At 57.4% G+C, this 25,246-nt stretch carries 19 protein-coding genes; 4 read left to right on the top strand and 15 right to left on the bottom strand.

The window, feature by feature from the left end; all coding sequences use genetic code 11:
* The 4 genes from PGR23_RS07790 to PGR23_RS07775 form a co-directional block, all read right to left on the bottom strand.
* Window positions 1-876 carry a [formate-C-acetyltransferase]-activating enzyme gene (locus PGR23_RS07790; RefSeq protein WP_396279777.1) on the bottom strand — a complete coding sequence of 292 codons (876 nt, stop codon included), beginning with the start codon at window positions 874-876 and terminating at the stop codon, window positions 1-3.
* Window positions 842-3,139, bottom strand: coding sequence for a formate C-acetyltransferase (locus PGR23_RS07785; RefSeq protein WP_315709945.1), 2,298 nt, complete (start codon window positions 3,137-3,139; stop codon window positions 842-844). The genes PGR23_RS07790 and PGR23_RS07785 overlap by 35 nt, the downstream gene beginning before the upstream one ends.
* Window positions 3,140-3,348: 209 nt before the next feature.
* Window positions 3,349-3,669: a PTS fructose-like transporter subunit IIB gene (locus PGR23_RS07780; RefSeq protein WP_032711368.1), complete on the bottom strand. Its 321-nt coding sequence runs from the start codon at window positions 3,667-3,669 to the stop codon at window positions 3,349-3,351.
* A 20-nt stretch (window positions 3,670-3,689) separates the two neighbouring features.
* Window positions 3,690-4,766 carry a PTS fructose transporter subunit EIIC gene (locus PGR23_RS07775; protein ID WP_047043613.1) on the bottom strand — a complete coding sequence of 359 codons (1,077 nt, stop codon included), beginning with the start codon at window positions 4,764-4,766 and terminating at the stop codon, window positions 3,690-3,692.
* A 309-nt stretch (window positions 4,767-5,075) separates the two neighbouring features.
* Here PGR23_RS07775 and ptsP point away from each other — a divergent pair, with 309 nt between their 5' ends.
* Window positions 5,076-7,577, top strand: a complete 2,502-nt coding sequence (gene ptsP, locus PGR23_RS07770; protein WP_047065405.1) for a phosphoenolpyruvate--protein phosphotransferase — start codon at window positions 5,076-5,078, stop codon at window positions 7,575-7,577.
* Between the two features lie 37 nt (window positions 7,578-7,614).
* Here the strand turns inward: ptsP and PGR23_RS07765 are convergent, their stop codons facing one another.
* The 5 genes from PGR23_RS07765 to PGR23_RS07745 form a co-directional block, all read right to left on the bottom strand.
* The gene (locus tag PGR23_RS07765; RefSeq protein WP_396279776.1) at window positions 7,615-8,580 is read right to left on the bottom strand and encodes a PDR/VanB family oxidoreductase; all 966 of its coding nucleotides are present in this window, start codon (window positions 8,578-8,580) and stop codon (window positions 7,615-7,617) included.
* A gap of 56 nt (window positions 8,581-8,636) precedes the next feature.
* A complete protein-coding gene (locus tag PGR23_RS07760) occupies window positions 8,637-10,085 on the bottom strand; it encodes an NAD-dependent succinate-semialdehyde dehydrogenase (RefSeq protein ID WP_047043609.1) in 1,449 nt (482 codons plus the stop codon).
* A gap of 18 nt (window positions 10,086-10,103) precedes the next feature.
* Window positions 10,104-11,228 (bottom strand): carnitine monooxygenase, oxygenase subunit YeaW, encoded by a 1,125-nt coding sequence (gene yeaW / locus PGR23_RS07755; RefSeq protein WP_045397447.1) that lies wholly within the window; start codon window positions 11,226-11,228, stop codon window positions 10,104-10,106.
* Window positions 11,229-11,265: 37 nt separating this feature from the next.
* Complete coding sequence (locus tag PGR23_RS07750; RefSeq protein WP_032714225.1) at window positions 11,266-12,873, bottom strand: BCCT family transporter; 1,608 nt, start codon at window positions 12,871-12,873, stop codon at window positions 11,266-11,268.
* 775 nt (window positions 12,874-13,648) lie between these two features.
* Complete coding sequence (locus tag PGR23_RS07745; RefSeq protein WP_047043597.1) at window positions 13,649-14,734, bottom strand: tartrate dehydrogenase; 1,086 nt, start codon at window positions 14,732-14,734, stop codon at window positions 13,649-13,651.
* 82 nt (window positions 14,735-14,816) lie between these two features.
* Between PGR23_RS07745 and PGR23_RS07740 the strand changes: the two genes are divergently transcribed.
* Window positions 14,817-15,812, top strand: coding sequence for a LysR substrate-binding domain-containing protein (locus tag PGR23_RS07740; protein WP_161801883.1), 996 nt, complete (start codon window positions 14,817-14,819; stop codon window positions 15,810-15,812).
* On the opposite strand, the gene puuE is transcribed toward PGR23_RS07740, so the two are convergent.
* From puuE to puuD, 5 genes are all read right to left on the bottom strand, one after another.
* Entirely contained in the window at window positions 15,799-17,064 is a 1,266-nt protein-coding gene (gene puuE, locus PGR23_RS07735) for a 4-aminobutyrate transaminase (RefSeq protein ID WP_289576810.1), read from the bottom strand. The genes PGR23_RS07740 and puuE overlap by 14 nt on opposite strands.
* Window positions 17,065-17,109: 45 nt before the next feature.
* Complete coding sequence (locus PGR23_RS07730; protein ID WP_430915618.1) at window positions 17,110-18,390, bottom strand: NAD(P)/FAD-dependent oxidoreductase; 1,281 nt, start codon at window positions 18,388-18,390, stop codon at window positions 17,110-17,112.
* Window positions 18,391-18,392: 2 nt separating this feature from the next.
* The gene (gene puuC / locus PGR23_RS07725; RefSeq protein ID WP_315712753.1) at window positions 18,393-19,880 is read right to left on the bottom strand and encodes an aldehyde dehydrogenase PuuC; all 1,488 of its coding nucleotides are present in this window, start codon (window positions 19,878-19,880) and stop codon (window positions 18,393-18,395) included.
* A 249-nt stretch (window positions 19,881-20,129) separates the two neighbouring features.
* Window positions 20,130-20,687 carry an HTH-type transcriptional regulator PuuR gene (gene puuR / locus PGR23_RS07720; protein WP_002898590.1) on the bottom strand — a complete coding sequence of 186 codons (558 nt, stop codon included), beginning with the start codon at window positions 20,685-20,687 and terminating at the stop codon, window positions 20,130-20,132.
* Window positions 20,688-20,712: 25 nt separating this feature from the next.
* On the bottom strand, window positions 20,713-21,465 hold the full coding sequence (gene puuD, locus PGR23_RS07715) for a gamma-glutamyl-gamma-aminobutyrate hydrolase (protein ID WP_161798760.1): 753 nt from the start codon (window positions 21,463-21,465) through the stop codon (window positions 20,713-20,715).
* Between the two features lie 225 nt (window positions 21,466-21,690).
* On the opposite strand from puuD, the gene PGR23_RS07710 reads away from it, so the two are divergent.
* Window positions 21,691-23,109, top strand: coding sequence for a glutamine synthetase family protein (locus PGR23_RS07710; RefSeq protein WP_045396993.1), 1,419 nt, complete (start codon window positions 21,691-21,693; stop codon window positions 23,107-23,109).
* Between the two features lie 350 nt (window positions 23,110-23,459).
* The gene (locus tag PGR23_RS07705) at window positions 23,460-24,851 is read left to right on the top strand and encodes an APC family permease (protein WP_015367261.1); all 1,392 of its coding nucleotides are present in this window, start codon (window positions 23,460-23,462) and stop codon (window positions 24,849-24,851) included.
* Window positions 24,852-24,940: 89 nt separating this feature from the next.
* On the opposite strand, the gene PGR23_RS07700 is transcribed toward PGR23_RS07705, so the two are convergent.
* A complete protein-coding gene (locus PGR23_RS07700) occupies window positions 24,941-25,063 on the bottom strand; it encodes a small membrane protein (RefSeq protein WP_072251592.1) in 123 nt (40 codons plus the stop codon).
* Window positions 25,064-25,246: the final 183 nt, after the last annotated feature.

Genomic DNA, 25,246 nt, shown 5'->3' with positions numbered 1-25,246 from the left:
TTAACCGCCGATAGTGACGTGATATCCTGCTGCTTCAGCCAGCGCTTGATAAGGATTAATATCCGCCTCTCGGGGAGCGTTGACGTTGGCCAGCGGCCAGGTTTTACCCAGCAGACGGTATTTCGCCTCGCCATATTGATGAAACGGCAACAGATGAATCTCCGTCAGACCGAACGGCGCGAGGAACTTTAAGATCTGCTTAAAATTCTCCGTGTTCATCGTGTAGCCAGGGATCAGCGGCACGCGCGGGATAAGATTCATTTTGCGGATGGCCAACTGACGGAAGTTGTCCAGCACTCGCGGCTGATTCATCTGCAGTAGTGAATGGGCCTGCTCGCTATTCATGATTTTCAAATCAAACAGTATTTCGTCACAGGCTTCGGCCACCGGGAGAAAACGGCTAAAGGCGCAGTCGCCCGCGGTCTCGATAGCGGTGCGCACCCCCCAGTGGCGCAGGTGCTGGAGGAAGCGGGCGGCAAACACGGCCTGCATCAGCACTTCGCCCCCAGACAGGGTGACGCCGCCGCCGGAGGCGCGGAAGAAGACCTCGTCCTTAAGCACCTCGCGCAGCAGGGCATCGAGCGTAACATCCCGGCCAATCTGCTCCCATGCCCCGGAGGGACACTCGGCGACGTCCTGCAGGCAGCGCGTGCAGCGCAGGCATTTACTCTCCCGGCGCACGGTCTGGATCTTTGGCGAGATCGATTCAGGATTGGCGCACCACGGGCAGGTGTGGGGGCAGCCTTTGAAAAACACCACCGTGCGGATCCCTTGCCCGTCATTAAGCGAGTAGCGTTGGAGGTTAAAAATGCGCGCCGTATCGGCGCGCGTTTCGATGACCTCACAGCTGATGCGCGGTGCGGCGGATAATGTCATCCTGTATCTCCTTTGACAGCTCAACAAAGAAGGCGCTGTAACCTGCGACGCGCACCACCAGACCGGCAAAATCCTGCGGCCGCTGCTGCGCTTCACGCAGCGTGTCCGCGTTGACCACGTTAAACTGGATATGCTGCAGTTTGAGCTTGCAGAAGGCCTGTAAAAAGTCTGCCAGTTTGTTCAGGCCGCTGTCGCCGGCAAGCGTTGCCGGGGTGAATTTGACGTTCAGCAGCGTACCGTTCGATAGCAGATAATTATCCAGTTTGCTGACCGATTTCAGCACCGCCGTCGGCCCCTGGGCATCCTGCCCAACCATTGGCGACAGGCCGCCGTCCGCCAGCTGTTCGCCGGCCAACCGGCCGTCCGGCGTCGCGCCGACCACCGAGCCCAGCGGCACATGCGCGGATACGGTATAGGAGCCTGGGGTGAAATGGCCGCCGCGCGGGTTTAGATACCGTTCTACCTCTTTACAGTAAAAACGCAGCAGATCGGCGCTAATATTATCCACTTCGTCGATATCGTTGCCGTATTTCTCGTAACGGTTGATCAAACGGGCGCGGATTTTTTCTCCTTCCGGCGTGCGGAAGTTGGCTTTCAGTACCGCCATCAGTTCGGCAAAGCTGAGGCGCTGTTGCTCGAAGACCATGCCCTTCAGCGCGTGCAGCGAATCGCTCAGGTTAGCGATTCCGATACCCTGAACGCCGGAGAAGTTATAGCGCGCGCCGCCTGCGGTGATATCTTTGCCGTGCTGCACGCAATCTTCGATAAAGGATGACAGCAGGGGGACCGGAGCCCAGTCGCGGTGTCCGATATCGCAAATGTTGCTGCCCTCGACCATCAGCTTGATGTAATAGCGGATTTTGTCGCGGATTTGGCTGATGAGACCGTCCCAGCTGACTTCAGGCTGATGTTCATTTTCCTGCAGCACAATTTCCATCACCTTCAGCAGATTAAACATCGCGATATCGTGCAGGCCGTAGGTGCGCCCTGGAATAGAGAGCTCTACGCAGCCGACCACCGCGTAATCGCGGGCATCTTCCAGCGACACGCCGCGGTTAAGGAAGGCCGGGACGACCACTTCATCGTTGAAAATCTGCGGGATCCCGGTACCCAGGCGAATGGTCTCAGCGGTTTTGCGCAGGAACGGGCGGTCAATCAGCTCATTGACCCGCACGCCCAGATTTGGCTGCGGTAGCTGCACATTCTGGTAAGCATCGAGAGAAAGAAAGGACAGTACGTTTACCGCACTACGCCCGGTTTCCGTCAGTCCGCCAAGCAGGGCGGTGTAGCCGGTGGGAAAACCGGCGAAATAGCGCGCGCTGCTGGACGAACGCAGCAGAACGATATCGTTACACTTCACCCATAGCGACTCCAGTAGCTCCTTGAGATACGCGGGATCCTGACCCTGATTCAGCGATGCCTGATAAAAAGGCAACATGTACTGGTCAAAGCGTCCGAGCGAAATCGAGCTGGCGTTGGACTCGTACTGCAAAATAATATTCATATACCAGAACAGCTGGCAGGCCTGGGCAAAATCCTGCGGCCGATGCTGCGCGTTATGGCGTGAGATGGCGGCGATGGTTGCCAGCTCCTGCTGACGCCGGGCATTCGTACAGTTGGCGGCCATCTCTTCCGCCAGCGTGGCGTAGCGCAAAATATGACGCTGCGAAGCTTCAAGTAAGATCAGGACCGCCTGATAAAAGTGGTTATCAGGCTGCCGGGCGCAGTGTGATTTCAGCTCGGCGATCAGCGCATCAAGGCCATGATTCAGCAGCCGCGGATAGTCGATAATAATATGGCCCTGGCCTTTATCCGTCTGATTAACGCTGAAAATCTGCGTGCCGATCGCGGCCTTGACCTCCTCGGTTATTTGACCGTTAATGAAATCTTTCATCGAACGCTTTTCCCAGTAAGGGAACAGCGTTTCGCGGTAAATCCGCTTATCTTCTTCACTTATCGCGAAGCGGTCCTGCGGGCGGGTCGGGAAGGCGTCGAGCTCGTTGAGCAGCCAGTAGGGGTCCATCTCCGGCGACATGATCCCCGCACGTGGTTTGACGGTGCGGTTGCCGGCAATCAGTTCATCATCACGAATCGAAATGGCCACCTTATCGAGGATCCACGCCGTGGCTTTCGCCCGGCGGATAATCACCGGCTCCCCCTCCGTCAGCCGATGGCTGGCGGTATAGAGCAATGCGCGTTCAAGGGAGATTTCGCGCGGCTGGGCGAACAGGCTGGCTTTCAGGCGTTGAGTACGATTCGTCATGACAAACTCCATGTTGTGGCTAAGAGGCGCGTAGCGCCTCTGAGATTAATGACAAACCTCATGCAATCATTGAGCTTGCAAATTGCACCAGGCAAATAACAAGGAAAATCAATTTATTGATTTTCGTCTGATAACCACAAAGAAGGAAAAACCACGCTTTTTCCTTCTTTGTCAGCAGTCTGAGAGGCGCATAGCGCCTCTTTTGGGCTTCAGGCGTTCTGGGAAAGGTGGCTGTCTATCTTGTTCATGATGGCGTCTGCGCGTTTTACCGCATCGCTGATGTTGACGCGCACAATGGTTTTCCCGGCAAAGCGTTCTTCAAACTTAATGCCGATGTCTTTGGTCAGGATGACCATATCGGCAGCGGCGATCTCTTCCGCCGTAAGTTCGTTCTCAATACCAATGGAACCCTGGGTCTCTACCTTAACCTGCCAACCTTTGGCTTTGGCGGCGCTTTCCAGCGACTCGGCGGCCATATAGGTATGAGCGACGCCCGATGGGCAGGCGGTAACGGCGATAATGTGGGTCATAAGGTGTTCCTTCCAGTCTGTTAGTTAATTTCGAAATCAAGATCTAATTCATCGTCGTCCTGGGCGTCGGACGGTTTCTTTTTGGTGAATGCTTTCAGAGTGATGACACAGGCCGCGCTGACGCAGGCGCCGACAAAGAGTGCGGTGACAAAGGCGAGTTTGCCCTGGACCACCGGCAGCACGATAAGCCCGCCCCAGCCGGCATAGCACTGCGCGCCCATCAGCGCGGCGGTAACGCAGCCGCAGGCGGCGCCAATCATGTTGGCGGGAATAACGCGCAGCGGGTCGGCGGCGGCAAAGGGGATGGCGCCTTCGGTCACGCCGACGCAGCCCATCACCAGCGCGGCCTTGCCGGTTTCACGCTCTTCGGCGGTAAAATATTGACGGCCAATCAACGTCGCCAGCCCCATGCCCAGCGGCGGTACGGCGATGCCGACCGCGGCGATTGCCACGACGCTGTAGACGCCCTGAGAGACGCAAATCAGCATAAAGGCGTAGGCCACTTTGTTGACCGGGCCGCCCATATCAAAAGCCAGCATCAGGCCCATAATGATGGCCAGCACCACGATGCTGCCTTCGCGCATCCCTTGCAGCCAACTGGTCAGGTTTGCGGTCAGCGCGCCTACCGGCTCGCCGAGCCCCCACATCATGATCCCGGCGGTGATAAAGGTGCCGACGATGGGAATGATGAAAATCGGCATCACCGAGCGCAGAACTTTATGTACGGGGATTTTTTTCAGGTAATAGACCACCAGACCGCCAATCATGCCGGCTATCAACGCGCCGAAGAAGCCGGCGCCGAAGCTGTTGCCCACCCAGGCGCCAATGGCGCAAGGGGCCAGCGCGGCGCGGTCAGAAATGGAGTAGCCGATATAGGCGGCAAGAAAAGGCACCATCAGCGTCAGCCCGGCGACGCCGATATCAAAGAGCTTCTTCAGATTAGGGTCGGTGGCGGCATCGGGCACCGCGCCTTTGCCATACAACATGACGGACACCGCCAGTAGGATCCCGCCCGAGACGACGAAGGGGATCATGTGTGAGACGCCGGTCATCAGATGCTGGCGAGTATTTTTTAGTATTTGCACCAGTTCGTTCATTGCTTGCTCCTGAGCGCTGTGTGGCCCGTGACAGTATTGATGCTTCAACATTAGAAAAAGGGCGGGGTATAAAATAGTAGAGAAAAAGTGCATTTACTGGATATTTGTAAGGTGAGAAAGGAATTGCGATCAACCTCAAATCTTAGCTGTGAAGAGGGTTATGTATGTCCTGGCTGATGAATTGTGATGGTGAGCATAAAAAAGATGTATGTGTACAATAGTCCAGTAATTGCCAGTTTTATCACGTAGTTCATTGCGCCTTCTTTCATTACCTTTGGCTGAAATAACGCATTGCTCAGGAGGAAGGCGATGGCACTGGTAATTGAATTCATATGTGATTTGCCAAATGGCGTGCATGCGCGCCCGGCAAGCCTGGTCGAAACGCTGTGTAACCGCTTTTCATCGGCGGTTGAGTGGCGGAATCTGCGTAGCGACGGTCGCGGGAATGCGAAAAGCGCGCTGGCGATCATTGGTAGTAACACCCTCAAGGGCGACGCCTGTCAGCTGATTATCAGCGGTGAGGATGAAGCCGAAGCATTTGCCGCGTTAACCGCGTTTATCGAAAATGAGTTTCCGCACTGCGATGCGCCGCTACCTGCCGCGCAAGCGTTGGATATCGAGCCGGTACCGGAATCGCTGTCGCGGCTGAATCCAACGCTGTTTCCTGCGCGCCCGGTCTGCGCCGGCAGTGCGGGCGGTAAGCTGGTTCATCTCAAATCACGCGATCTTCACGACCTTGGCGAACTGCCCGTCGCCGCCGGCCTTGAACAGGAGCAGACGGCGCTGGATAACGGTTTGCGTCTGCTGGTGCAGGATATCGATCTGCGGTTGCTGGACAATGACGGCACCGCCAGCGCGATTCTGCAAGCTCACCGTTCGCTGGCGACCGATGCTTCCCTGCGCCAGCACCTACTTGGCGGTATTCTTACCGGCCTTAGCTGCGCGCAGGCTATTGTCGCCACCGGCGACCACTTCTGCGCCCAGTTCCGCGATTCCGGCAACAGCTATCTGCAGGAACGAGTGCTGGATGTCCGCGACGTCTGTTTCCAGCTATTGCAGCATATTTACGGTGAAGACCGCTTTCCGGCACCGGGACAACTGCGGGAAGCGGCTATTTGTCTTGCCGATGAACTGACCCCAAGCCAGTTTCTGGAACTGGATAAGTCGCAGTTGAAAGGGCTACTGCTGCGCAGCGGTGGCACCACTTCACATACTGTCATTCTGGCCCGTTCGTTCAATATTCCTACCCTGGTGGGGGTTGACCTGCCGGCGCTGCTGCCGTGGGTCGATACCCAGGTACAGATAGACGGTAATGCCGGGCTGCTGGTGGTGGACCCCAGCCCAGCGGTGGCGCGTTATTATCAGCAGGAGGCCTGGCTACAGGAGCAAATTCAGCAACAGCAGCAGGTCTGGCTCGATAAAGCCGGGCAGACGCAAGACGGTATCCGCGTCGAGATTGCCGCCAATATCGCGCATTCGGTGGAAGCGGTGGCGGCATTCAATAACGGCGCGCAGTCGGTTGGGCTGTTCCGCACCGAAATGTTGTATATGGACCGCCCTGGCGCGCCGTCGGAAAATGAGCTCTACAACATCTTTTGTCAGGCGCTGGAGCCGGCCAACGGCCGCAGCATTATCGTGCGGACCATGGATATCGGCGGCGATAAGCCGGTGGCGTATCTCAATATTCCGGCGGAAAACAATCCGTTCCTCGGCTACCGCGCGGTGCGCATTTATGAAGAGTATCAGGCGCTGTTTCATACTCAACTGCGGGCGATTTTACGCGCCTCGGCGCATGGCTCGCTGAAAATTATGATCCCGATGATTTCATCAATGGAGGAGATTCTGTGGGTGAAAGAGCGGCTGGCGGAGGCCAAGCAGTCGCTGCGCGCCGAACAGATCCCGTTTGATGAAAAGATCCCGCTCGGTATCATGCTGGAGGTACCGTCGGTGATGTTTATCATCGATCAGTGTTGTGAAGAGATCGATTTCTTTAGCATCGGCAGTAACGACTTAACACAGTATCTGCTGGCGGTCGATCGCGATAACGCTAAAGTAACGCGCCACTACAACAGCCTGAATCCGGCCTTCCTGCGCGCGCTGGACTATGCCGTGCAGGCGGTGCATCGTCAGGGGAAATGGATTGGCCTGTGCGGCGAGCTGGGGGCGAAAGGGTCGGTGCTGCCGCTGCTGGTTGGCCTCGGTTTAGATGAATTGAGTATGAGCGCGCCGGCAATCCCGGCGACCAAGGCGCGCCTGGCGCAACTGGATAGCCGCGCCTGCCGCCAGCTGCTGAATCAGGCGATGCAGTGCCGTACTTCGCTGGAAGTGGAACATCTGCTGGCCCAGTTCCGCATGCGTCAGCAGGATGTTCCGCTGGTGAGTACCCAGTGCATTACGCTTAATAGCGACTGGCGCAGTAAAGAAGAAGTTCTGAAAGGGATGACCGACAATCTGCTGTTGGCCGGGCGTTGCCGCTATCCGCGTAAGCTGGAAGCTGATCTGTGGGCCCGCGAGGCGGTGTTCTCCACCGGTCTGGGCTTTAGCTTCGCCATTCCGCACAGTAAATCCGAGCATATTGAACAGTCGACCATCAGCGTCGCGCGGCTGGCGCAACCGGTGATGTGGGGCGATGAAGAAGCGCAGTTTGTCATTATGCTGACGCTGAACAAACACTCGGCGGGTGACCAGCATATGCGGATCTTCTCACGCCTGGCACGGCGGATTATGCATGAGGGTTTTCGTACCGCTCTGGTGAATGCGGCAAGCCCCGAGGATATCGCCGAACTGCTGCGCCGCGAGCTGGAACTGTGATTGTCTCTCCGGCCAGCGCCGCTGGCCGGAGAGCGTGCTATAAATCCAGCACTAACCGGCCGCCTTTAGCGCGTGAGCAGCAGATCAGCATACTCTGCTGACTGGCTTTCTCTTCATCGTTGTAGTACTGATCGCGGTGGTCGGCTTCACCCTCGAGAATCATCGTTTCGCAGGTGCCGCATACTCCTTCGCGGCACAGGCATTCCACCTTCGCCGCTTTGTTATTCTCAATAACCTGCAGAATGGTCATGTCCTGCGGCACGGTAAATTCGCGTCCGGAACGCGCCAGCACCAGCGTAAATGCCTCTCCGCCTTTATCCTCAAGGATAAATTGCTCAAAGTGCAGCTGGCTGGCGGGAACCTGATGCCGTTCGGCGGCGGCTTTCACCGCCTCGTTAAGTGCAGCCGGGCCGCAGGTATAGACGTGGGTTCCGGGCTCGATGTCGGCGAACAGGCGCGACAGATCGAGACGGCTGCCGAGCGCTGAGATGTGAATATTGACCCGGTCGCGCCACGGCGCGGCGCGAAGCGTATCGACGAAAGCATTACTGTCGGCGTCGTGAAAACAGTAATGCAGCTGCCAGTCGGCCTGGCGCTGTTCCAGTTCCGGAATATGCGATAAGAAGGGCGTAATGCCGATGCCGCCGGCAATCAGCAGATGCTTGCGCGCCTGTGGCTCGATGGCGAACAGGTTGTTGGGGGGGGACACCGTCAGGGTATCGCCCGGGCGCACCTGCTGGTGCATAAAACGCGAGCCGCCTTTGGAAGGCGACTCGAGACGCACCGCAATCTGCCAGCTGGCGGTATCCAGCGGCGAGCTCATTAGCGAATAGGCATTGCTGTAGCGCTGCTCGCCATCCTGCATCTGGACGATTATATGGCTGCCGCCGCTGAACTCCGGCAGCGGGGCGCCGGTCGACGAGACCAGCGTAAAACGCTTAACCTGGGCGGTGATCTGTTCAACATCGCGAACGATCGTCTCAAACATTTGATAATCAGACATCGCTGAACTCCATCAAAAATCCCGGCGTGGCCAGAGCCGCCGCCGGGAGAATACAGTTACAACCCCTGGCAGAGATACTTCATCTCCAGGTAATCTTCGATACCGTGTTCCGACCCTTCGCGGCCAAGACCCGACTGTTTCACTCCGCCAAATGGCGCGACTTCATTAGAAATCAGCCCGGTATTGATGCCGACCATGCCGTATTCCAGCTGTTCGGAGACGCGCCAGATACGGGCGGCATCGTTGCTGTAAAAATAGGAGGCGAGGCCGTAGATGGTGTTATTGGCCTGCTCAATGACCTCTTGCTCATCCTCAAATTTCACCAGCGCGGCCACCGGGCCGAAAATCTCTTCCTGCAGCAGCAGTGACCCCGGCTGTACGTCGCCGATAACCGTAGGGGTGAAGAAATTACCGCCCAGCGGATGCGCTTTACCGCCGGTTAACAGCGTGGCGCCGCGGGTGAGCGCGTCGTCGAGCAGGGACTGGACTTTGCGTCCGGCATCGGCGTTGATAAGCGGGCCAATCTGGACATCGGACTCGCTACCATCGCCGACTTTCAAGGCGGCGACGCGGGCGACGAACTTATCGCAGAATTGGTCGTAGACGGCGCGATGAATATAGAAACGGTTTACGCAGACGCAGGTTTGCCCGGCGTTGCGGAACTTGGCGATCAGCGCCCCCTCGACCGCTTTATCGATATCGGCGTCGTCAAAGACGATAAACGGCGCGTTACCGCCGAGCTCTAAAGAGAGCTTTTTGATGGATTCCGCGCACTGGCGCATCAGCACGCGGCCGACTTCGGTCGAACCGGTAAAGGAGAGCTTACGCACCCGCTCATCGCCGGTGAACACCGCGCCAATCTCACGCGACTGCCCGGTTACGACGTTAATGACGCCCTGCGGGATCCCGGCCTGATTCGCCAGTTCCGCCATCGCCAGCGCGGTAAACGGCGTTTCATTGGCAGGCTTAATTACCATCGTACAACCCGCGGCCAGCGCCGGGCCGGCCTTACGGGTGATCATCGCCGCCGGGAAGTTCCACGGAGTGATCGCCGCGCAGACGCCCACGCCCTGGCGGATCACCATCAGGCGTTTATCGGCGCCGGGGGAGGGGATTATCTCGCCGTTGGCGCGTTTCCCTTGTTCGGCAAACCACTCGATAAACGAGGCCGCATAGGCGATTTCGCCTTCCGCTTCCGCTAGCGGCTTGCCCTGCTCGGCGGTCATAATCTGCGCCAGCGCGGACTTGTTTTCGAGGATCAGGCGGTGCCAGTTCTTCAATAGCGCGGCGCGCTGGGCGGCGGTAAGCGCGCGCCATGCCGGCAGCGCGGCAGCGGCGGCATCCACCGCCTGCTGCGCTTCCGTCCGGCCCATATTGGGGATCTGGCCGAGCGCCTCGCCGGTGGAGGGATTGCTGACGGCAAGCGTCGTACCGTCGGCGGCGTCGCGCCAGCTTCCGGCAATCAGCGCCTGCTGGCGAAACAGATTTGAGTGAAATACGGACATAGCCAACTCCTTCAACGATTACGGCTGGAACACCTGGGCGACCAGATTGTGGAAATGCGCGATCCCATGCTCGGAGATACCGCTGCCGCTGTTATCCGCCATAATGCGTCCCTGGCCGCGATAGCCGCGGGACTTCAGCCCCTTCTGCACGCTTTCCACCAGGCGTAAATCTTCCGGGCGGAACACGTCGCGATACCACTCAATCAGCGCCTTCTGATCGTCGGTCAGCTCTTCATTGGTGAAATAGATGTCGTAGTTCTGCAGGGTGGTCTCTTCATCCACCGGGAACTCATAAATGACGGTCATCATGCCTTTGATCGGCGTGACGTTGAGCATGGTGCACGGCCACAGCCAGAAACCGTGGAACGCGGCGTCGGTGCCTTCTTCGAATTTAAATGACTGCTCGGACGGTTTGGCGAAGCCATACTGCAGCGTCCATTTGCCGTGCATGGTGTGCCAGTAACGGTCAACCTGCACGGAATCCGAGAAGCCCGGGTGCGCCGGGCCGCAGTGATAACATTCCAGATAGTTATCGACGATATTTTTCCAGTTCGCCGGGGTAAGGGTGGTAAAGCGCGCCGCCAGTTTCAGCTCATGTACATCCGGGCAGGCTTCCAGCACTTTGTCCTGCAGTCCCGGTAGCTGCGTTTCCACGCTCTCCGCTTGCGGGTTCATATTGATAAACACAAAGCCGGCATACTCTTCAAGGCGCACCGGCACAAGCTTTGCCTTTTCGCTATCGAAGTTCGCTACGTTTTCGCAGTTGCGGGCGTGGGCGAGATTGCCGTCCAGCTTGAAGGCCCAGGCGTGATAGGGGCAGGTAATCACGTTTTTGGCTTTACCTTCACCGCTCAGCAACTGGTGGCCGCGGTGCGGGCAGACGTTATAGAAGGCGCGCAGAATGTTGTCGCGGCCGCGGACGATAACGATATTTTCGCCGATGATCTCCCGGGTGATGTAATCGTTCGGCCTGGCGACTTCGCTGCCGTGGGCGACGCAAATCCAGCTATTGGCGAAGATACGCTCTTTCTCGTGCTCAAACGCCTGGCTGTCGGTGTAAAAACGGGCCGGAATGGTCCAGGCGTCCTGCGGATTGGCGCAAAAGTTAATCGGCAGGGTAAAGTCAGGGCTTAAATTGCTCATGTAGGGTCACCTTGTGATTATTGTCAGTAAGCGTTTTTTACAGCGACTGGCCGTCGCCTTTAAGTACCGCGCCAACCGGCAGCGTCTCGGCTTTAACGATCGGCTCGGGCGTATGGGTTTCTATCTGATGCACAGGCACGTGGGCGTAGTCCTGTTTTAGCCAGCGTACAAAGCCGCCGGTCTTGATCAGTAAAATGGCAAGGAACGGTAAGGCGGTCAGCACCACGGTGGTTTTCATGGTTTCCAGCGAAGCGCCGGTAAACAGAATCGATAGCGGGATGAGGGTAATCACCACGCACCAGAACAGGCGCATGCCGCGATCCGGATCTTCGCCTTCGCGCAGGTTACGGGTACTGGTCGCCGCCATGGTGTAGGCCACCGCATCCATATGCGAGGCGAGGAAAACGATCATCACGAACAGATAGGCGGCGAGGAACAGCTTGCCCGCCGGCAGCGACATCAGCACCTGCTGGACGGCGGTTTCGCCGCCGAGGGACTGCATCACCTGCGGCACGTTAATCACGCCGTTGACGAACTGATGCATGGCATAGCTTTCCATCACCCCGAAGAAGAACCAGCAGCCGGCGGTGCTGCCGAGGATAAGCCCCCAGATCACCTCTTTAATCTTACGTCCGCGGGAGACGCGGGTGACGAACATCGCCACGCCTGGGGTATAGGAGATCCACCACAGCCAGTAGAAGACGGTCCAGTTGCGGGTAAAGGCGCCATCGCCGAGCGGGTCGGTAAACAGGCTCATCTGCAGAAAGTTTTGGCTCGTCAGACCGATGGCGTTGATGATGTTATTGGTGATGAATTCGGTCGGACCAACCAGTAATACCACTAACGGCAGCAGGAACGCTCCCCAGCCGACCATTTTGCTCAGTCGCTGCAGGCCGTTATTGATGCCAATCCACGAGCTCATGCAGAAAATACCGCCGGAGAGCAGGATCACAAACGCCTGGACGGTGAAGTTATCCGGCAGTCCGGTGAGAGCTGACAGACCGCGGGTGAAGGTGGCGGCTGTGACCACCAACGAAATGGTTAACGCGCCGACGGTGGCGATCAGGAACATCAGGTCAACCAGGCGACCCCAGAAGCCCTGCGGATTGACGCCGGTGATCGCCGAAATGATCCCGGAGAGGCTGAGGCCTTTATTTTTCCGCACGTGAAAGTGATAGGCCATGATCAGCGAGGCGAGGGTGTAGGTCGCCCACGCGCTAATGCCCCAGTGGAAGAAAGAGTAGGGGATGCTGTATTCCAGCGCTTTTGCTGAATGCGGCGCAATATTCAGGCCAGGGGTCTGGTAGTAATAAGCCCACTCGGCAACACCCCAGTAGAGCGTAGAGGAGCCGAGTCCGGCGCAAATAAACATAAACAGCCATGAGAGAGTGCTGTATTCGGCTTTGCCTTCGCCGAGCCGGATATTGCCGTATTTGCTGGTGGCCAGATACAACACCAGTCCCAGCGCCAGCAGCACCAGCACCTGTACCGCGGAACCCAGCAGGCGGGTAACGCCGTTAAAAATCGAATTAGCCGCCTGCGCGGTTTGTTGGGGGAAGAGACTTAATGTAGCGGCGATGAAAACAATGGCCGCCAGGCTGATGACAATCAGCGGCACATCTTTTTTCTTTACGTTGCTCAACATGAGTGATCTCCTGGGCACGGTTGCCCGTCGGTGGCTTTAGCCTGTCGTTGTTATCACGCTGTAGGGTCAGGGTTCGTAGCAAAATGCTATTAACAATTGGATTATTTCTTCGTTACATGAATTAAACAATTGGCCGATTCGTGAAGCAATAAAACACGGAACGGAAATAATAAAAGGTGAATTGGCGCAGGTTCTTTCCTTTCAGGAATCAATAAAGTTCGCCGCTGTGATGCGGTTCACTTGTCAATCGTGGGGGATTCTGCATTGAGAGGAGAGAGGGGAGTTGGCAGGCCAGGCGTGCGGGTTTTCCCGGGTAGCGGCTACGCCTTACCCGGGCTACGGTCCGAGCGACCTGCCTTTTATTTATTCACCACGCTGGCTGAAACTGCTGGTGTTGGTGGCCTCAAAATCGCTGAGACGTTCCCGGAAGGCCGGGGCAGCCCGCATGGATGCGGGCTGAGGGCCGTGTTTTGCAAGGACGCTGCCTCGGCCCGACCCGAAGCCTGCAGGGATAAGTCGAAGGTACCACGAAGTGGCGATTTTGGCGGCCAGAGCCCGGGAGTACAGAGGGCGGCGGCGACTGGCCGCCCTCTGTGCGCTCCCTGCTCCATGAGAGCCATAACGCAGAAGAAATATCGGGAGCGCAATGTGCTCTGAATTAACACAAAGCACATGTTTTTCCCGGACCAAAACCGTTGCAAACCGATGCGATATCTACATGAGCGTGCCATTGTAGCCCCGGTAAGCGCAGCGCGACCGGGGAGCGGCGCGGTAATTACGCCAAAATGGCCTTGCAGATAGCGTCGCTGACCTGCTGCGTTGAGGCGGTGCCTTTCATGTCCGGGGTTTTCGGCCCGCTGGCGATCACCTGCTCTATCGCCGCCAGAATGCCGTTATGCGCGGCGTGGTAGCGCTCATCGCCGTTACCAAGGAAATCGAGCATCATCGCCCCGGCCCAAACGGTGGCGATCGGGTTGGCGATATTTTTACCGTAAATATCCGGCGCCGACCCGTGAACCGGTTCGAACAGCGACGGGAAGGTCCGCTCTGGGTTCAGGTTAGCCGACGGCGCAATACCGATAGTGCCGGTACAGGCCGGGCCGAGATCCGACAGAATATCGCCAAACAGGTTCGAGCCGACGACCACGTCGAAACGTTCCGGCTGCAGCACGAAGCGGGCGCAGAGAATATCGATATGCTGCTTGTCCCAGCGAATTTCGGGATAGCTTTTGGCCATCTCTTCCACGCGTTCATCCCAGTAGGGCATGCTGATCGCCAGACCGTTAGATTTGGTCGCGGAGGTCAGCGTTTTGCGCGGGCGGCTTTGCGCCAGCTCAAAGGCGTAGCGCAGGATCCGGTCAACGCCGCGGCGGGTGAAGACCGACTCCTGAATCACCACTTCATGCTCCGTGCCTTCATTGGCGCGACCGCCGAGGGCGGAATATTCGCCTTCGGTATTTTCGCGCACCACGTAAAAATCGATGTCGCCGGCCTTTTTACCTGCCAGCGGACAGGGGACGCCGGGGAACAGGCGCACCGGGCGCAGGTTGACGTACTGATCGAACTCACGGCGGAACTTCAGCAGCGAACCCCATAGGGAGATATGGTCGGGGACGGTATCCGGCCAGCCGACGGCGCCGAAATAGATAGCATCGAAGCCCTGCAACTGCTCTCGCCAGTCGTCCGGCATCATCTTGCCGTGATGGGCGTAATATTCGCAGCTTGCCCACTCCATCTGCTCGAAGCTCAGCGACAGATCCCAACGCTGCGCGGCGGCTTGCAGCACGCGAATACCTTCAGGCAGAACTTCTTTACCAATTCCGTCACCGGGGATGGCGGCAATACGACAGGTTTTTTTCATTCCGGTTCTCACTTTTTAGCGATGATGTTTGACCACCTGCCTATCCTATAATTGACTAGTTCATAATTAATCACGCTAACTGGTGAAACATAAAACACAGATCATGAATAATCTGCCGCTGCTAAATGATTTACGCGTGTTCATGCTGGTCGCTCGCCGGGCCGGTTTTGCCGCCGCCGCCGAGGAGCTTGGCGTCTCACCGGCGTTCGTCAGCAAGCGGGTTTCGCTGCTGGAGCAAACCCTGCATGTGATGTTGCTGCACCGTACCACCCGCCGGGTCACCATTACCGAAGAGGGAGAGCGGATCTACGAATGGGCGCAGCGCATTCTGCAGGATGTGGATGAGATGATGGACGAGCTTTCCGACGTGCGTCAGGTACCGCAGGGAACGCTACGAATTATCAGCAGCTTCGGCTTTGGTCGCCGGGTGGTCGCCCCCGCGCTGTCGGCGCTGGCCCGCCAGTACCCGCAACTTGAGCTGCGCTTCGATGTCCAGGACCGGCTGGTGGATTTGGTCAATGAAGGGGTGGATCTCGATATTCGCGTCGGCGACGATATCGCGCCGAATCTGATTGCCCGCAAGCTGGCGACCAACCACCGTATTCTCTGCGCGTCGCCGCAGTTCCTTGCCCGCCACTCGCCGCCGAAACAGCTAAGCGACCTGGCAGCCTTACCCTGTCTGGTGATTAAAGAGCGCGATCATCCGTTTGGCGTCTGGCAACTGCACAGCAAAGAGGGCCAGCACGCGATCAAGGTAACCGGGCCGCTCTCCTCCAACCATGGTGAAATTGTGCATCAGTGGTGTCTGGATGGGCAGGGGATTGCATTACGTTCATGGTGGGATGTCAGTGAAAATATCGCCAGCGGCCATTTGGTACACGTGCTGCCGGACTATTATCAGCCCGCCAACGTCTGGGCGGTCTACGTGTCGCGGCTGGCGACCTCAGCCAAAATTCGCACCACCGTGGAGTTTCTGCGCCACTATTTTCAGCAGCACTATCCCCAGCAGTGTATCGTCAGCAGCGAGGAAAACAGCCGGCGACCAGCGCCGCCGGCGGAGGGCGTTACAGACGAGTGACGCTCTGCAGGATCGTCAGCGCGCGGGAGAATTGAGCATCCGGGATGGTCAACGGATAGAGGAAGCGAATAACGTTGCCATACTGGCCGCAGGTCAACAGCAGCAGGCCCTGCTCCAGCGCCTGCTGCTGGATTTTCTGCGCAATCGCCGCCGACGGTTCGCCGGTCGCCGGATCGAAGAACTCGGCGGCGATCATCGAACCCACGCCGCGCGCTTCCACCAGCGCCGGACACCAGCCCTTAACTTCCTGTAGCGTCGCCAGCAGGCGCTCGCCGAGGAACTGCGCGCGCTCGCACAGCGCTTCGTTATCAATGATATCCAGCACCGCATGCGCGGCCGCCACCGCCAGCGGGTTACCGGCGTAGGTGCCGCCTAAGCCGCCCGGCGCCGGGGCATCCATGATCTGCGCGTTACCGACCACGCCGGAAAGCGGCATGCCGCCCGCCAGGCTTTTAGCCATCGTCATCAGATCCGGTTTATCGGCATAGTGATCCATGGCGAACAATTTACCGGTGCGGGCGAAGCCGCTCTGTACTTCATCGGCAATCATTACGATGCCGTGCTCATCGCAGAGGCGGCGTACTGCGGCAACCAGCTCTTTCGGCGCGACGTTAAAGCCGCCTTCGCCCTGTACCGGTTCGAAAATAATCGCCGCCACCTGTTTGGCTTCGATATCGGCTTTGAACAGGCGTTCAAGGGCGGTAATCGAATCGGCGGTGCTGATACCGTGCAGCGCTGACGGGTACGGCACGTGGTATACCGAGCCGGGGAACGGCCCGAAGCCCAGTTTGTACGGCGCGACCTTACCGGTTAGCGCCATCGTCATATAGGTACGGCCATGGAAACCGCCGCCGAAGGCGATAACGCCGGGGCGTCCGGTATGGGCACGGGCGATTTTTACCGCGTTTTCTACCGCTTCCGCGCCGGTAGAGAAGAAGGCGGTTTTTGCCGGGCCTTTCACCGGCGCCAGTTCGTTGAGCTTCTCCGCTAGCGACACATAGCTTTCATAAGGCACGATCTGATAGGCGGTATGGGTAAATTGCTGCAGCTGCTGTTCAACCGCGGCGACCATCCGCGGATGGCGATGGCCGGTATTCAGCACCGCGATGCCGGCGGCGAAATCGATATATTCATTGCCTTCGACATCGGTCAACGTGGCGTTTTGCGCGCTCTGGGCAAAGAAGTTGCACATAACGCCCACGCCGCGCGGGGTAGCGGTAAGACGACGCTGATGGAATTCATTGTTGCTCATAATAAACACCCTTTAGCAAAGTTAATCACGGAACCGAACGGCAAATCAGACCCCAAGGCGATCGCGCAGGCTGTAGTAGGCGGCGCCCATGGCGGTAAAAGGAATTCGCAGGCTGCGCCCGCCCGGGAACGGGTAGTGCGGCAGTTTGGCGAAGGCATCGAAGCGCTCGGCATCGCCGCGCAGCAGTTCTGAAATCAAGCGTCCGGCCAGATGGGTACAGGTCACGCCGTGACCGCTGTAGCCCTGCATGTAGTAAATATTGTTATCCAGACGGCCGAACTGCGGCATACGCGACAGGGTCAGCAGGAAGTTGCCGGTCCAGCGGTAGTCAATTTTCACCCCCTGCAGCTGCGGGAAGGTTTTCAGCAGCTTCGGCATAATCAGACGCTCTACGTCGTCCGGGTCACGGGCGCCGTAGACCACGCCGCCGCCGTACAGCAGGCGGTTGTCGCCGGTAAGACGGTAGTAGTCCAGCAGGTAGTTACAATCTTCCACGCAGTAGTTTTTCGGGATCAGCGAGCGGGCTAAGTCTTCCGATAGCGGAGCGGTCGTCACGACCTGAGTGCCGCACGGCATGCTGCGTTTTGCCAGCTCCGGTTCAAGCTTGTCGCCGAGATAGGCGTTACCGGCGACGATCACGTAGCGCGCGGTTACCTGGCCGCGCGCGGTACTGACCACCGCCGGGCTGGTGTGCTGAATTCGGGTCACCGGCGACTGCTCATACACCCGGCCGCCGTTAAGACGAATGGCGTCCGCTTCGCCGATGGCGAGGTTCAGCGGGTGAATATGGCCGCCGCTGTGGTCGAGCAGGGCGCCGACGTAGCGGTCGCTGTCTACTTCGCGACGAATGGCATGGCTGTCGAGCAGTTCCAGTTGGGTATTACCGTAGCGCTCCCAGTTGGCTTTTTGCTCTTCCAGCGTTTCCATTTGCTTATGGTTCATGGCCACAAACAGGCCGCCTGGGCGGTAATCGCACTGGATCTGGTAGCGCTGAATGCGTTCGCGAATAATATCGCCGCCTTCGAACATCATGCTGCCGAGCATTTTGGCCGCATTCGGGCCGTAGTTCTTCTCAATAACGTCGATATCGCGGCTATAGGAGTTAACCAGCTGTCCGCCGTTACGGCCGCTGGCGCCGAAGCCGATACGTGCGCCTTCCAGCACTACTACGTCGTAGCCCATTTCGGCCAGATGCAGGGCCGAGGAGAGGCCGGTGTAACCGCCGCCGACGACGCAGACGTCACAGTTGATTGATTCCTCCAGCGTTGGGAACGGTTCATACTTGTTGGCGCTGGCGGCGTAGTAGCTAGTGGTATGTTCAGTCATGATCAAGACTCCAGAGCAATCCAGATGGTTTTCAGTTCGGTGAATTTTTCCAGCGCGTGCAGCGATTTATCGCGCCCGTTGCCGCTCTGCTTATAGCCGCCGAACGGGACGGTCATATCACCATCGTTGTAGTTGTTGACGAAGACCGAGCCGGCCTTCAGGCGGCGACTCATGCGGTGGGCGCGCGACAGATCGCGGGTCCACACCGCGGCGCCGAGACCGTAGTCGCTGTCGTTGGCCAGTTGCAGCGCCTGTTCTTCACTTTTGAAGCGCGTGACCACCAGCACCGGGCCGAAGATCTCTTCGCGGCTGAGGGTTGATGCCGGGTCGACATCGACGAAAATGGTCGGGCCGACGGCAGCTGGCCACGGATTTTTCCGCCCGTCGAGGAATAGTGTGCTTTTGGCCTCACCGCCGCGGATAAAGCTGTGCACGCTGTCGGCATGGGCGTTATCAATTAACATCCCCATGGTGGTATCGGGATCGAGCGGATTGCCCGGCTGCCAGTTTTGCGCCTGGGCTTTCAACAACGTCAGGAACTCGTCGGCGATGCTCTCTTCCAGCAGCAGGCGGGTGCCGGCGATGCAGACCTGCCCCTGGTTATAGAAGATACCGCCGGCGGTGGCGTTGACCGCTTTTTGCAGATCCGGACAGTCGGCGAAGACGATATTGGCGCTCTTGCCGCCCGCTTCCAGCCACACGCGCTTCATGTTGCTGTCGCCGGCGTCTTTCAGCAGCTGTTTGCCGGTACGGGTGGATCCGGTGAAGGTGATGACTTCAACGTCAGGATGCAGCGCCAGCGCCTGCCCGGCCTCGTGGCCAAAGCCGCTGACCACGTTTAACACCCCGTCCGGAAGTCCGGCTTCTTTTGCAAGCCCTGCCAGACGCAGGGCGGTAAGCGGCGATTTTTCCGAGGGTTTGAGGATTACGCTATTGCCTGCCGCCAGCGCCGGGCCGAGTTTCCAGCAGGCCAGCAGCAGCGGGAAGTTCCACGGCACCACCGCGGCCACCACGCCAATCGGTTCACGAACGATCATTGCCAGCTCGTTGCCGCCGGTGGGCGCCACTTCGCCATAGACTTTATCCAGCGCTTCGGCGTACCAGCGAATGGCGCGGGCGGCGCCGGGAATATCGTCGCGCAGGCTGTGGCGGATCGGTTTGCCGGTATCGAGCGTTTCCAGCAGCGCCAGCTCTTCACGATGGGTTTCCATCAGGTCGGCAAATTTCGTGAGAACCGCTTTACGCCGGGCCGGGGAGGCCTGCGACCAGTCGCCGTTATCAAAGGCCTGGCGCGCGGCTTTCACTGCCCGTTCGACGTCGGTTTTTTTACCGCGGGCGACCTGCGCTAATGTCTGCTGTGCGGCAGGGTCGATAGTCTCGAAGGTGGTATTATCGGCCGCGGCGCAATATTCGCCGTTAATAAATAAGCGCGTTTCAATGGCCAGGTTTTTCGCTTTTTCCTGCCAGTAAGCCAGGTGCTGAAAATTCATCATGACTCCTTAAAAACATCATCGGCAAAATATAGGGTTCGGCGTTTTCAGGGGCTCAGGGCGCAGGGCGTCCCCGGGGTAGAAAACCGTCTCTTCGCCATTCACTGGCGTTAATTATCTTTGGGCCAGCAGGAAATAAGATTTCCGCGCTGCGCAGGTATTATTACTGCGAGTTCTTCGCCGCGGCGGAAATATTACATCCGCCGCGACAGGCCTGAAGAAAGCCTGAAACCTGCTCAGGCTAAGAAATCAGAATGTGGTGGGGGTATGGGCACTGATAATGCGGCAGATACCTGCCGAGGTGTTGCTGAAGCTATGAGGGATGCCGGTATTAATGGCATAGCTCTGTCCAGCCACCAGGTGGTACGACTGACCGTTAATCGTCAGCACGATCTCACCTTCCAGTATGGTGCCTATCTCCTCACCCTGATGCTTAATTCTCTCCCCGGTTGTGGTCCCAGGCTGGTAAGTTTCAAAAATCATCGCCAGCGTACGGTTCGGATTTCCGTTATGAACCAGTTTCATTGAAACGCCCTGACTCCCCATTTCGATAAGGTCGTCCTGATTAATGACGACCTGCGGTTCATCCGGCTTTTCGGGTTCAGAAAAGAATTCCGAGAGCGACAGCCCATATACTTTCAGCAGCTTTTGCAGCGTACTGATGGCAGGACTGACTTTGTCCTGCTCTATGGTGCTGATGGCACTATGTGTTAACCCAGACAGTTCGGCGGCACGACGCTGTGAAAGACCCAGCTGTTGGCGGATCTCTGACAGACGTTTCCCTGGCGCCAGTCCGTCATCGCTCATATTTGCATTTCCTTAACTGTAGTGGTCAGAGCCGCCGCTTTTCGGCGACATGGCTCTGACAGGCGGTGATAAAACCATCAAACAACATACGCGACAGGGCGTATTCGCTACTGTTCCATTCAGGATGCCATTGTACGCCCAGCGCGAAAGGGTGGTCGTTGACGCTGACCGCCTCAACCAGCCCATCCGGTGAACGGGCCTCCACGCGCAGACGCGAACCCAGCGTTTTTGCGCCCTGGCCGTGTAGCGAGTTTACCCAAAACGTGTTGCAGCCCGGTATTAACTGAGAAAGTAAACCTCCTTCCTGCACCTCCACCTGGTGGGACGGCGCATACTGCTGCTCCACCGGTAGTTCAGGATCTTCGCGATGCTCCAGCAGTTCCGGCTGTTCAAACAGACGACGATACAGAGTCCCGCCGGTGGCGACAACCAGTTCCTGCAGCCCTCGGCAGATGGCGAAAATGGGGATGCGCCTTTCGAGCGCGGCGTTAATTAGCGCCATGCTCAGAAGATCACGCCCGGGGTCGGCGTCAGGCTCATCGCCGTTTTCACCATAAAGGTGCGGCTGCACGTTGCTGGGGCTGCCTGGCAGGTAGATCCCGTCCAGTTTATCGACTAACGCATCCAGTAGTTCCGGCTCGGCCAGCGCGTGCGGCAGGGCAATCGGCAGTCCGCCAGCGTTAACAATGGCATTCAGGTACTTTTCTTGCAGAGTCTGGGTCTGGTGACCCTTAAGCCTGTTTCTACACATCACGACGCCAATAACTGGCTTGTACATTATATTTTCCATGATCGCCCTCACAAAGTGGACTAAATTATGACCGCCAGTGGCTGATAAACGGCCATATCGTTCAATATTTTCTCAATCTAGCAGTGGAAATAGCCGTTTGCAAACTTAATTTAACATTTGACAAACATTTTGTTTGCATACACATTCGAATAGTGGACATTATATTTGACGTTTTCAGTCAGGGTCCGAAAACTAAAACAACGGCGGTGAATCATGGAAACCAATATCGTAGAAGTTGAGAATTTTGTTCAGCAGACGGAAGAGAGACGGGTAAGCGCGTTCGCTAAAGAAGTGAAGCGCTACCTCGAAACCTACCCCAACACTCAGTATGTCGATGTACTCCTCACAGACCTTAACGGCTGCTTCCGCGGCAAACGCATTCCGGTCGCCAGCCTCAGCAAGCTGGAGAAGGGCTGCTACTTCCCGGCGTCCGTTTTCGCGATGGATATTCTCGGCAACGTGGTGGAAGAGGCCGGGCTTGGCCAGGATATGGGCGAACCGGACCGCAGCTGCGTCCCGGTATTGGGTACGTTGACCCCTTCGGCAGCCGATCCGGAATACATCGGCCAGGTCTTGTTGACCATGGTTGATGAAGATGGCGCTCCCTTTGACGTTGAGCCGCGGAACGTACTCAACCGCCTCTGGCAGCAGCTCCGCCAGCGCGGATTGTTCCCCGTGGTAGCGGTAGAGCTGGAGTTCTATTTACTCGATCGCAAACGCGACGCCGAAGGCTACCTGCAGCCGCCGTGCGCGCCCGGCACCGACGACCGCAATACCCAAAGCCAGGTCTATTCCGTTGATAACCTCAACCATTTTGCCGATGTACTGAATGATATTGATGAACTGGCCCAGTTACAGCTGATCCCGGCGGATGGCGCGGTGGCTGAAGCCTCTCCGGGGCAATTCGAAATCAACCTCCATCACACCGATAACGTGCTGGATGCGTGCGATGATGCGCTGGCATTAAAACGTCTCGTGCGTTTAATGGCGGAGAAGCATAAGATGCACGCCACTTTTATGGCGAAACCTTATGAAGAGCATGCGGGTAGCGGGATGCATATCCATATCAGCATGCAAAACAATAAGGGTGAAAACGTGCTGGCGGATGCGGACGGCGAGGATTCAGCCCTGCTGAAACGCGTGCTGGCCGGGATGATTGACCTGATGCCGGCGTCGATGGCGCTGCTGGCGCCGAACGTGAACTCGTATCGTCGCTTCCAGGCGGGCATGTATGTGCCGACGCAGGCGTCATGGGGGCATAACAACCGTACGGTAGCACTGCGTATCCCGTGCGGCGATCGACATAACCACCGCGTTGAATACCGCGTAGCCGGGGCGGACGCCAACCCGTATCTGGTGATGGCGGCGATTTTCGCCGGCATCCTGCACGGCCTGGATAATCCGCTGCCGCTGCAGGAAGAGGTGGAAGGTAACGGTCTGGAACAAGAAGGCTTGCCGTTCCCGATCCGCCAGAGCGACGCGCTGTGGGAGTTTATGCAAAACGATCATCTGCGGGAGCGTCTTGGCGAGCGTTTCTGCCACGTTTACCACGCCTGTAAGAATGATGAGTTACTGCAGTTTGAGCGTCTTATCACAGAAACCGAAATTGAGTGGATGTTGAAAAACGCCTGATGTTCGCCCCGTAAGGGGCGCATTAGTTTAATCAGTAGCATCATACGGCCTGAGCGGAGCCTGGTCGTCCTTTTTGCTGGGAGCCCAGCCATTTCCCGGATGTCGCGTTAAGGAGCGCAGGCGGCAACGGGGCTTCAGTTAACGACACAGTGTGTGACGAGGAAATGAGATGATGCAGATGTTCAAATATCCGCAGGGAGAAGGGGGCCTCTTTGGCCGCATTGGATGCCAACTTACCGCCGTTCATCGGTCCGTCTTACCCTTTTATTTACGTCTTACCCCCTTGCTAAGCAGGTTTGTTACCCGGTCTTTGTGCCCGCAAACTGTCGTCGGCATGGGGGGAATGCGTCATGGCTGCTAATCTTCCTGCAGAAAACGCCGCTCAGGCGGGAAAACCGCGTCTGCGTAAATCGCTCAAACTGTGGCAAGTGGTGATGATGGGGCTGGCTTATCTGACCCCCATGACGGTGTTTGATACCTTCGGCATCGTTTCCGGCATCAGTAATGGCCACGTTCCAGCCTCTTATCTGCTGGCGCTGGCTGGGGTGCTATTCACCGCCATCAGCTACGGCAAGCTGGTGCGCCAGTTCCCGGAAGCGGGTTCGGCCTACACCTATGCGCAAAAATCAATTAGCCCGCATATCGGTTTTATGGTCGGCTGGTCCTCACTGCTGGACTACCTGTTCCTGCCGATGATTAACGTCCTGCTGGCGAAGATCTACCTCTCCGCGCTGTTTCCGGAAGTGCCGCCGTGGGTGTGGGTGGTGACCTTTGTCGCCATTCTGACCGCGGCGAATCTGAAAAGCGTCAACCTGGTGGCCAACTTCAATACCTTGTTCGTGCTGGTGCAGATCTCCATCATGGTGGTGTTTGTGATTCTGGTGGTACAAGGGCTGCATAAAGGCGAGGGCGTTGGTACCGTTTGGTCGCTGCAGCCGTTTATCAGCGAGAATGCGCATTTGATCCCGATTATTACCGGCGCGACGATTGTCTGCTTCTCGTTCCTCGGCTTTGACGCCGTTACCACGCTTTCAGAAGAAACCCCGAATGCCGCGCGGGTGATCCCGAAGGCCATCTTCCTTACCGCAATGTACGGCGGCATTATTTTTATCGTCGCCTCGTTCTTTATGCAGTTGTTCTTCCCGGATATCCATCGTTTTAAAGATCCGGACGCCGCGCTGCCGGAAATTGCGCTGTACGTCGGCGGCAAGCTGTTCCAGTCGATTTTTCTGTGCACCACTTTTGTTAATACCCTGGCATCGGGCCTGGCGTCGCACGCCAGCGTGTCGCGCTTGCTGTACGTGATGGGCCGCGATAACGTCTTCCCGGAGCGCATTTTCGGCTATGTGCATCCGAAATGGCGTACCCCGGCGCTGAACGTGATTATGGTGGGCATCGTCGCGCTGTCGGCGCTGTTCTTCGACCTGGTGACCGCGACGGCGCTTATCAACTTCGGCGCGCTGGTGGCTTTTACCTTCGTTAATCTCTCGGTATACAACCACTTCTGGCGGCGTAAGGGGTATAACAAAACCTGGAAAGACCGCTTCCACTACCTGCTGTTGCCGATGGTCGGCGCGCTGACCGTGGGGGTACTGTGGTTGAACCTTGAGGCGACCTCGCTGACGTTGGGTCTGGTGTGGGCCGCGCTGGGATTGCTTTATCTGACCTACCTGACCCGCCGTTTCCGTAAACCGCCGCCGCAGTTTGACGCGACGAAAGCGGAGCAGGCCTGGGAGTCTTAACTTTTAGTGATAGCAGGAGAGAAGGCAGGCGCTAAGCCTGCCTTCTCTGTTTGTTACGCAGCCCGGGTGTAAAGATTGGCAAAGTGAAATTATTTCTTTTTTTTATCGGTTGGCAACTGAGCGGCGCGGCGTTCTTTGATATAGGACACCAGACTGTAAACGGCGACTCCCAGCAGAGCAATCGCCACGATAAAGAGCACAAAACCCGACATAAATTAACCTAATGAGTTGTTTAAACAGAAGAAAAAATAACGCCTCACGAAGACGATATCATCGGGATGTTTCCGAAAGATGACCTAAAAGTGCCAAAGGCATCCGGCATGGCTCGTTATGTTAAAGTATTGATGGTGTTAATGTGTTTATGACGCTCTGTGGGCGTCCTGGCGTTGGATGTA

The sequence above is a fragment of the Klebsiella sp. 141162 genome (genome assembly GCF_050600755.1).
Classification (GTDB): domain Bacteria; phylum Pseudomonadota; class Gammaproteobacteria; order Enterobacterales; family Enterobacteriaceae; genus Klebsiella; species Klebsiella aerogenes.
This window is presented reverse-complemented; position numbering and strand designations above follow the sequence as displayed.

Bases quoted from the DNA above. Each gene is read 5' to 3' on its own strand.
- puuE (WP_289576810.1), bottom strand. From the start codon at position 17,064: ATGAGCAACAATGAATTCCATCAGCGTCGTCTTACCGCTACCCCGCGC.
- puuC (WP_315712753.1), bottom strand. From the start codon at position 19,880: ATGAATTTTCAGCACCTGGCTTACTGGCAGGAAAAAGCGAAAAACCTG.
- PGR23_RS07700 (WP_072251592.1), bottom strand. From the start codon at position 25,063: ATGTCGGGTTTTGTGCTCTTTATCGTGGCGATTGCTCTGCTGGGAGTC.
- PGR23_RS07785 (WP_315709945.1), bottom strand. From the start codon at position 3,139: ATGACGAATCGTACTCAACGCCTGAAAGCCAGCCTGTTCGCCCAGCCG.
- PGR23_RS07705 (WP_015367261.1), top strand. From the start codon at position 23,460: ATGGCTGCTAATCTTCCTGCAGAAAACGCCGCTCAGGCGGGAAAACCG.
- puuR (WP_002898590.1), bottom strand. From the start codon at position 20,687: ATGAGCGATGACGGACTGGCGCCAGGGAAACGTCTGTCAGAGATCCGC.
- PGR23_RS07780 (WP_032711368.1), bottom strand. From the start codon at position 3,669: ATGACCCACATTATCGCCGTTACCGCCTGCCCATCGGGCGTCGCTCAT.
- PGR23_RS07730 (WP_430915618.1), bottom strand. From the start codon at position 18,390: ATGACTGAACATACCACTAGCTACTACGCCGCCAGCGCCAACAAGTAT.
- PGR23_RS07745 (WP_047043597.1), bottom strand. From the start codon at position 14,734: ATGAAAAAAACCTGTCGTATTGCCGCCATCCCCGGTGACGGAATTGGT.
- yeaW (WP_045397447.1), bottom strand. From the start codon at position 11,228: ATGAGCAATTTAAGCCCTGACTTTACCCTGCCGATTAACTTTTGCGCC.
- ptsP (WP_047065405.1), top strand. From the start codon at position 5,076: ATGGCACTGGTAATTGAATTCATATGTGATTTGCCAAATGGCGTGCAT.
- PGR23_RS07790 (WP_396279777.1), bottom strand. From the start codon at position 876: ATGACATTATCCGCCGCACCGCGCATCAGCTGTGAGGTCATCGAAACG.
- PGR23_RS07710 (WP_045396993.1), top strand. From the start codon at position 21,691: ATGGAAACCAATATCGTAGAAGTTGAGAATTTTGTTCAGCAGACGGAA.
- PGR23_RS07750 (WP_032714225.1), bottom strand. From the start codon at position 12,873: ATGTTGAGCAACGTAAAGAAAAAAGATGTGCCGCTGATTGTCATCAGC.
- puuD (WP_161798760.1), bottom strand. From the start codon at position 21,465: ATGTACAAGCCAGTTATTGGCGTCGTGATGTGTAGAAACAGGCTTAAG.
- PGR23_RS07765 (WP_396279776.1), bottom strand. From the start codon at position 8,580: ATGTCTGATTATCAAATGTTTGAGACGATCGTTCGCGATGTTGAACAG.
- PGR23_RS07760 (WP_047043609.1), bottom strand. From the start codon at position 10,085: ATGTCCGTATTTCACTCAAATCTGTTTCGCCAGCAGGCGCTGATTGCC.
- PGR23_RS07775 (WP_047043613.1), bottom strand. From the start codon at position 4,766: ATGAACGAACTGGTGCAAATACTAAAAAATACTCGCCAGCATCTGATG.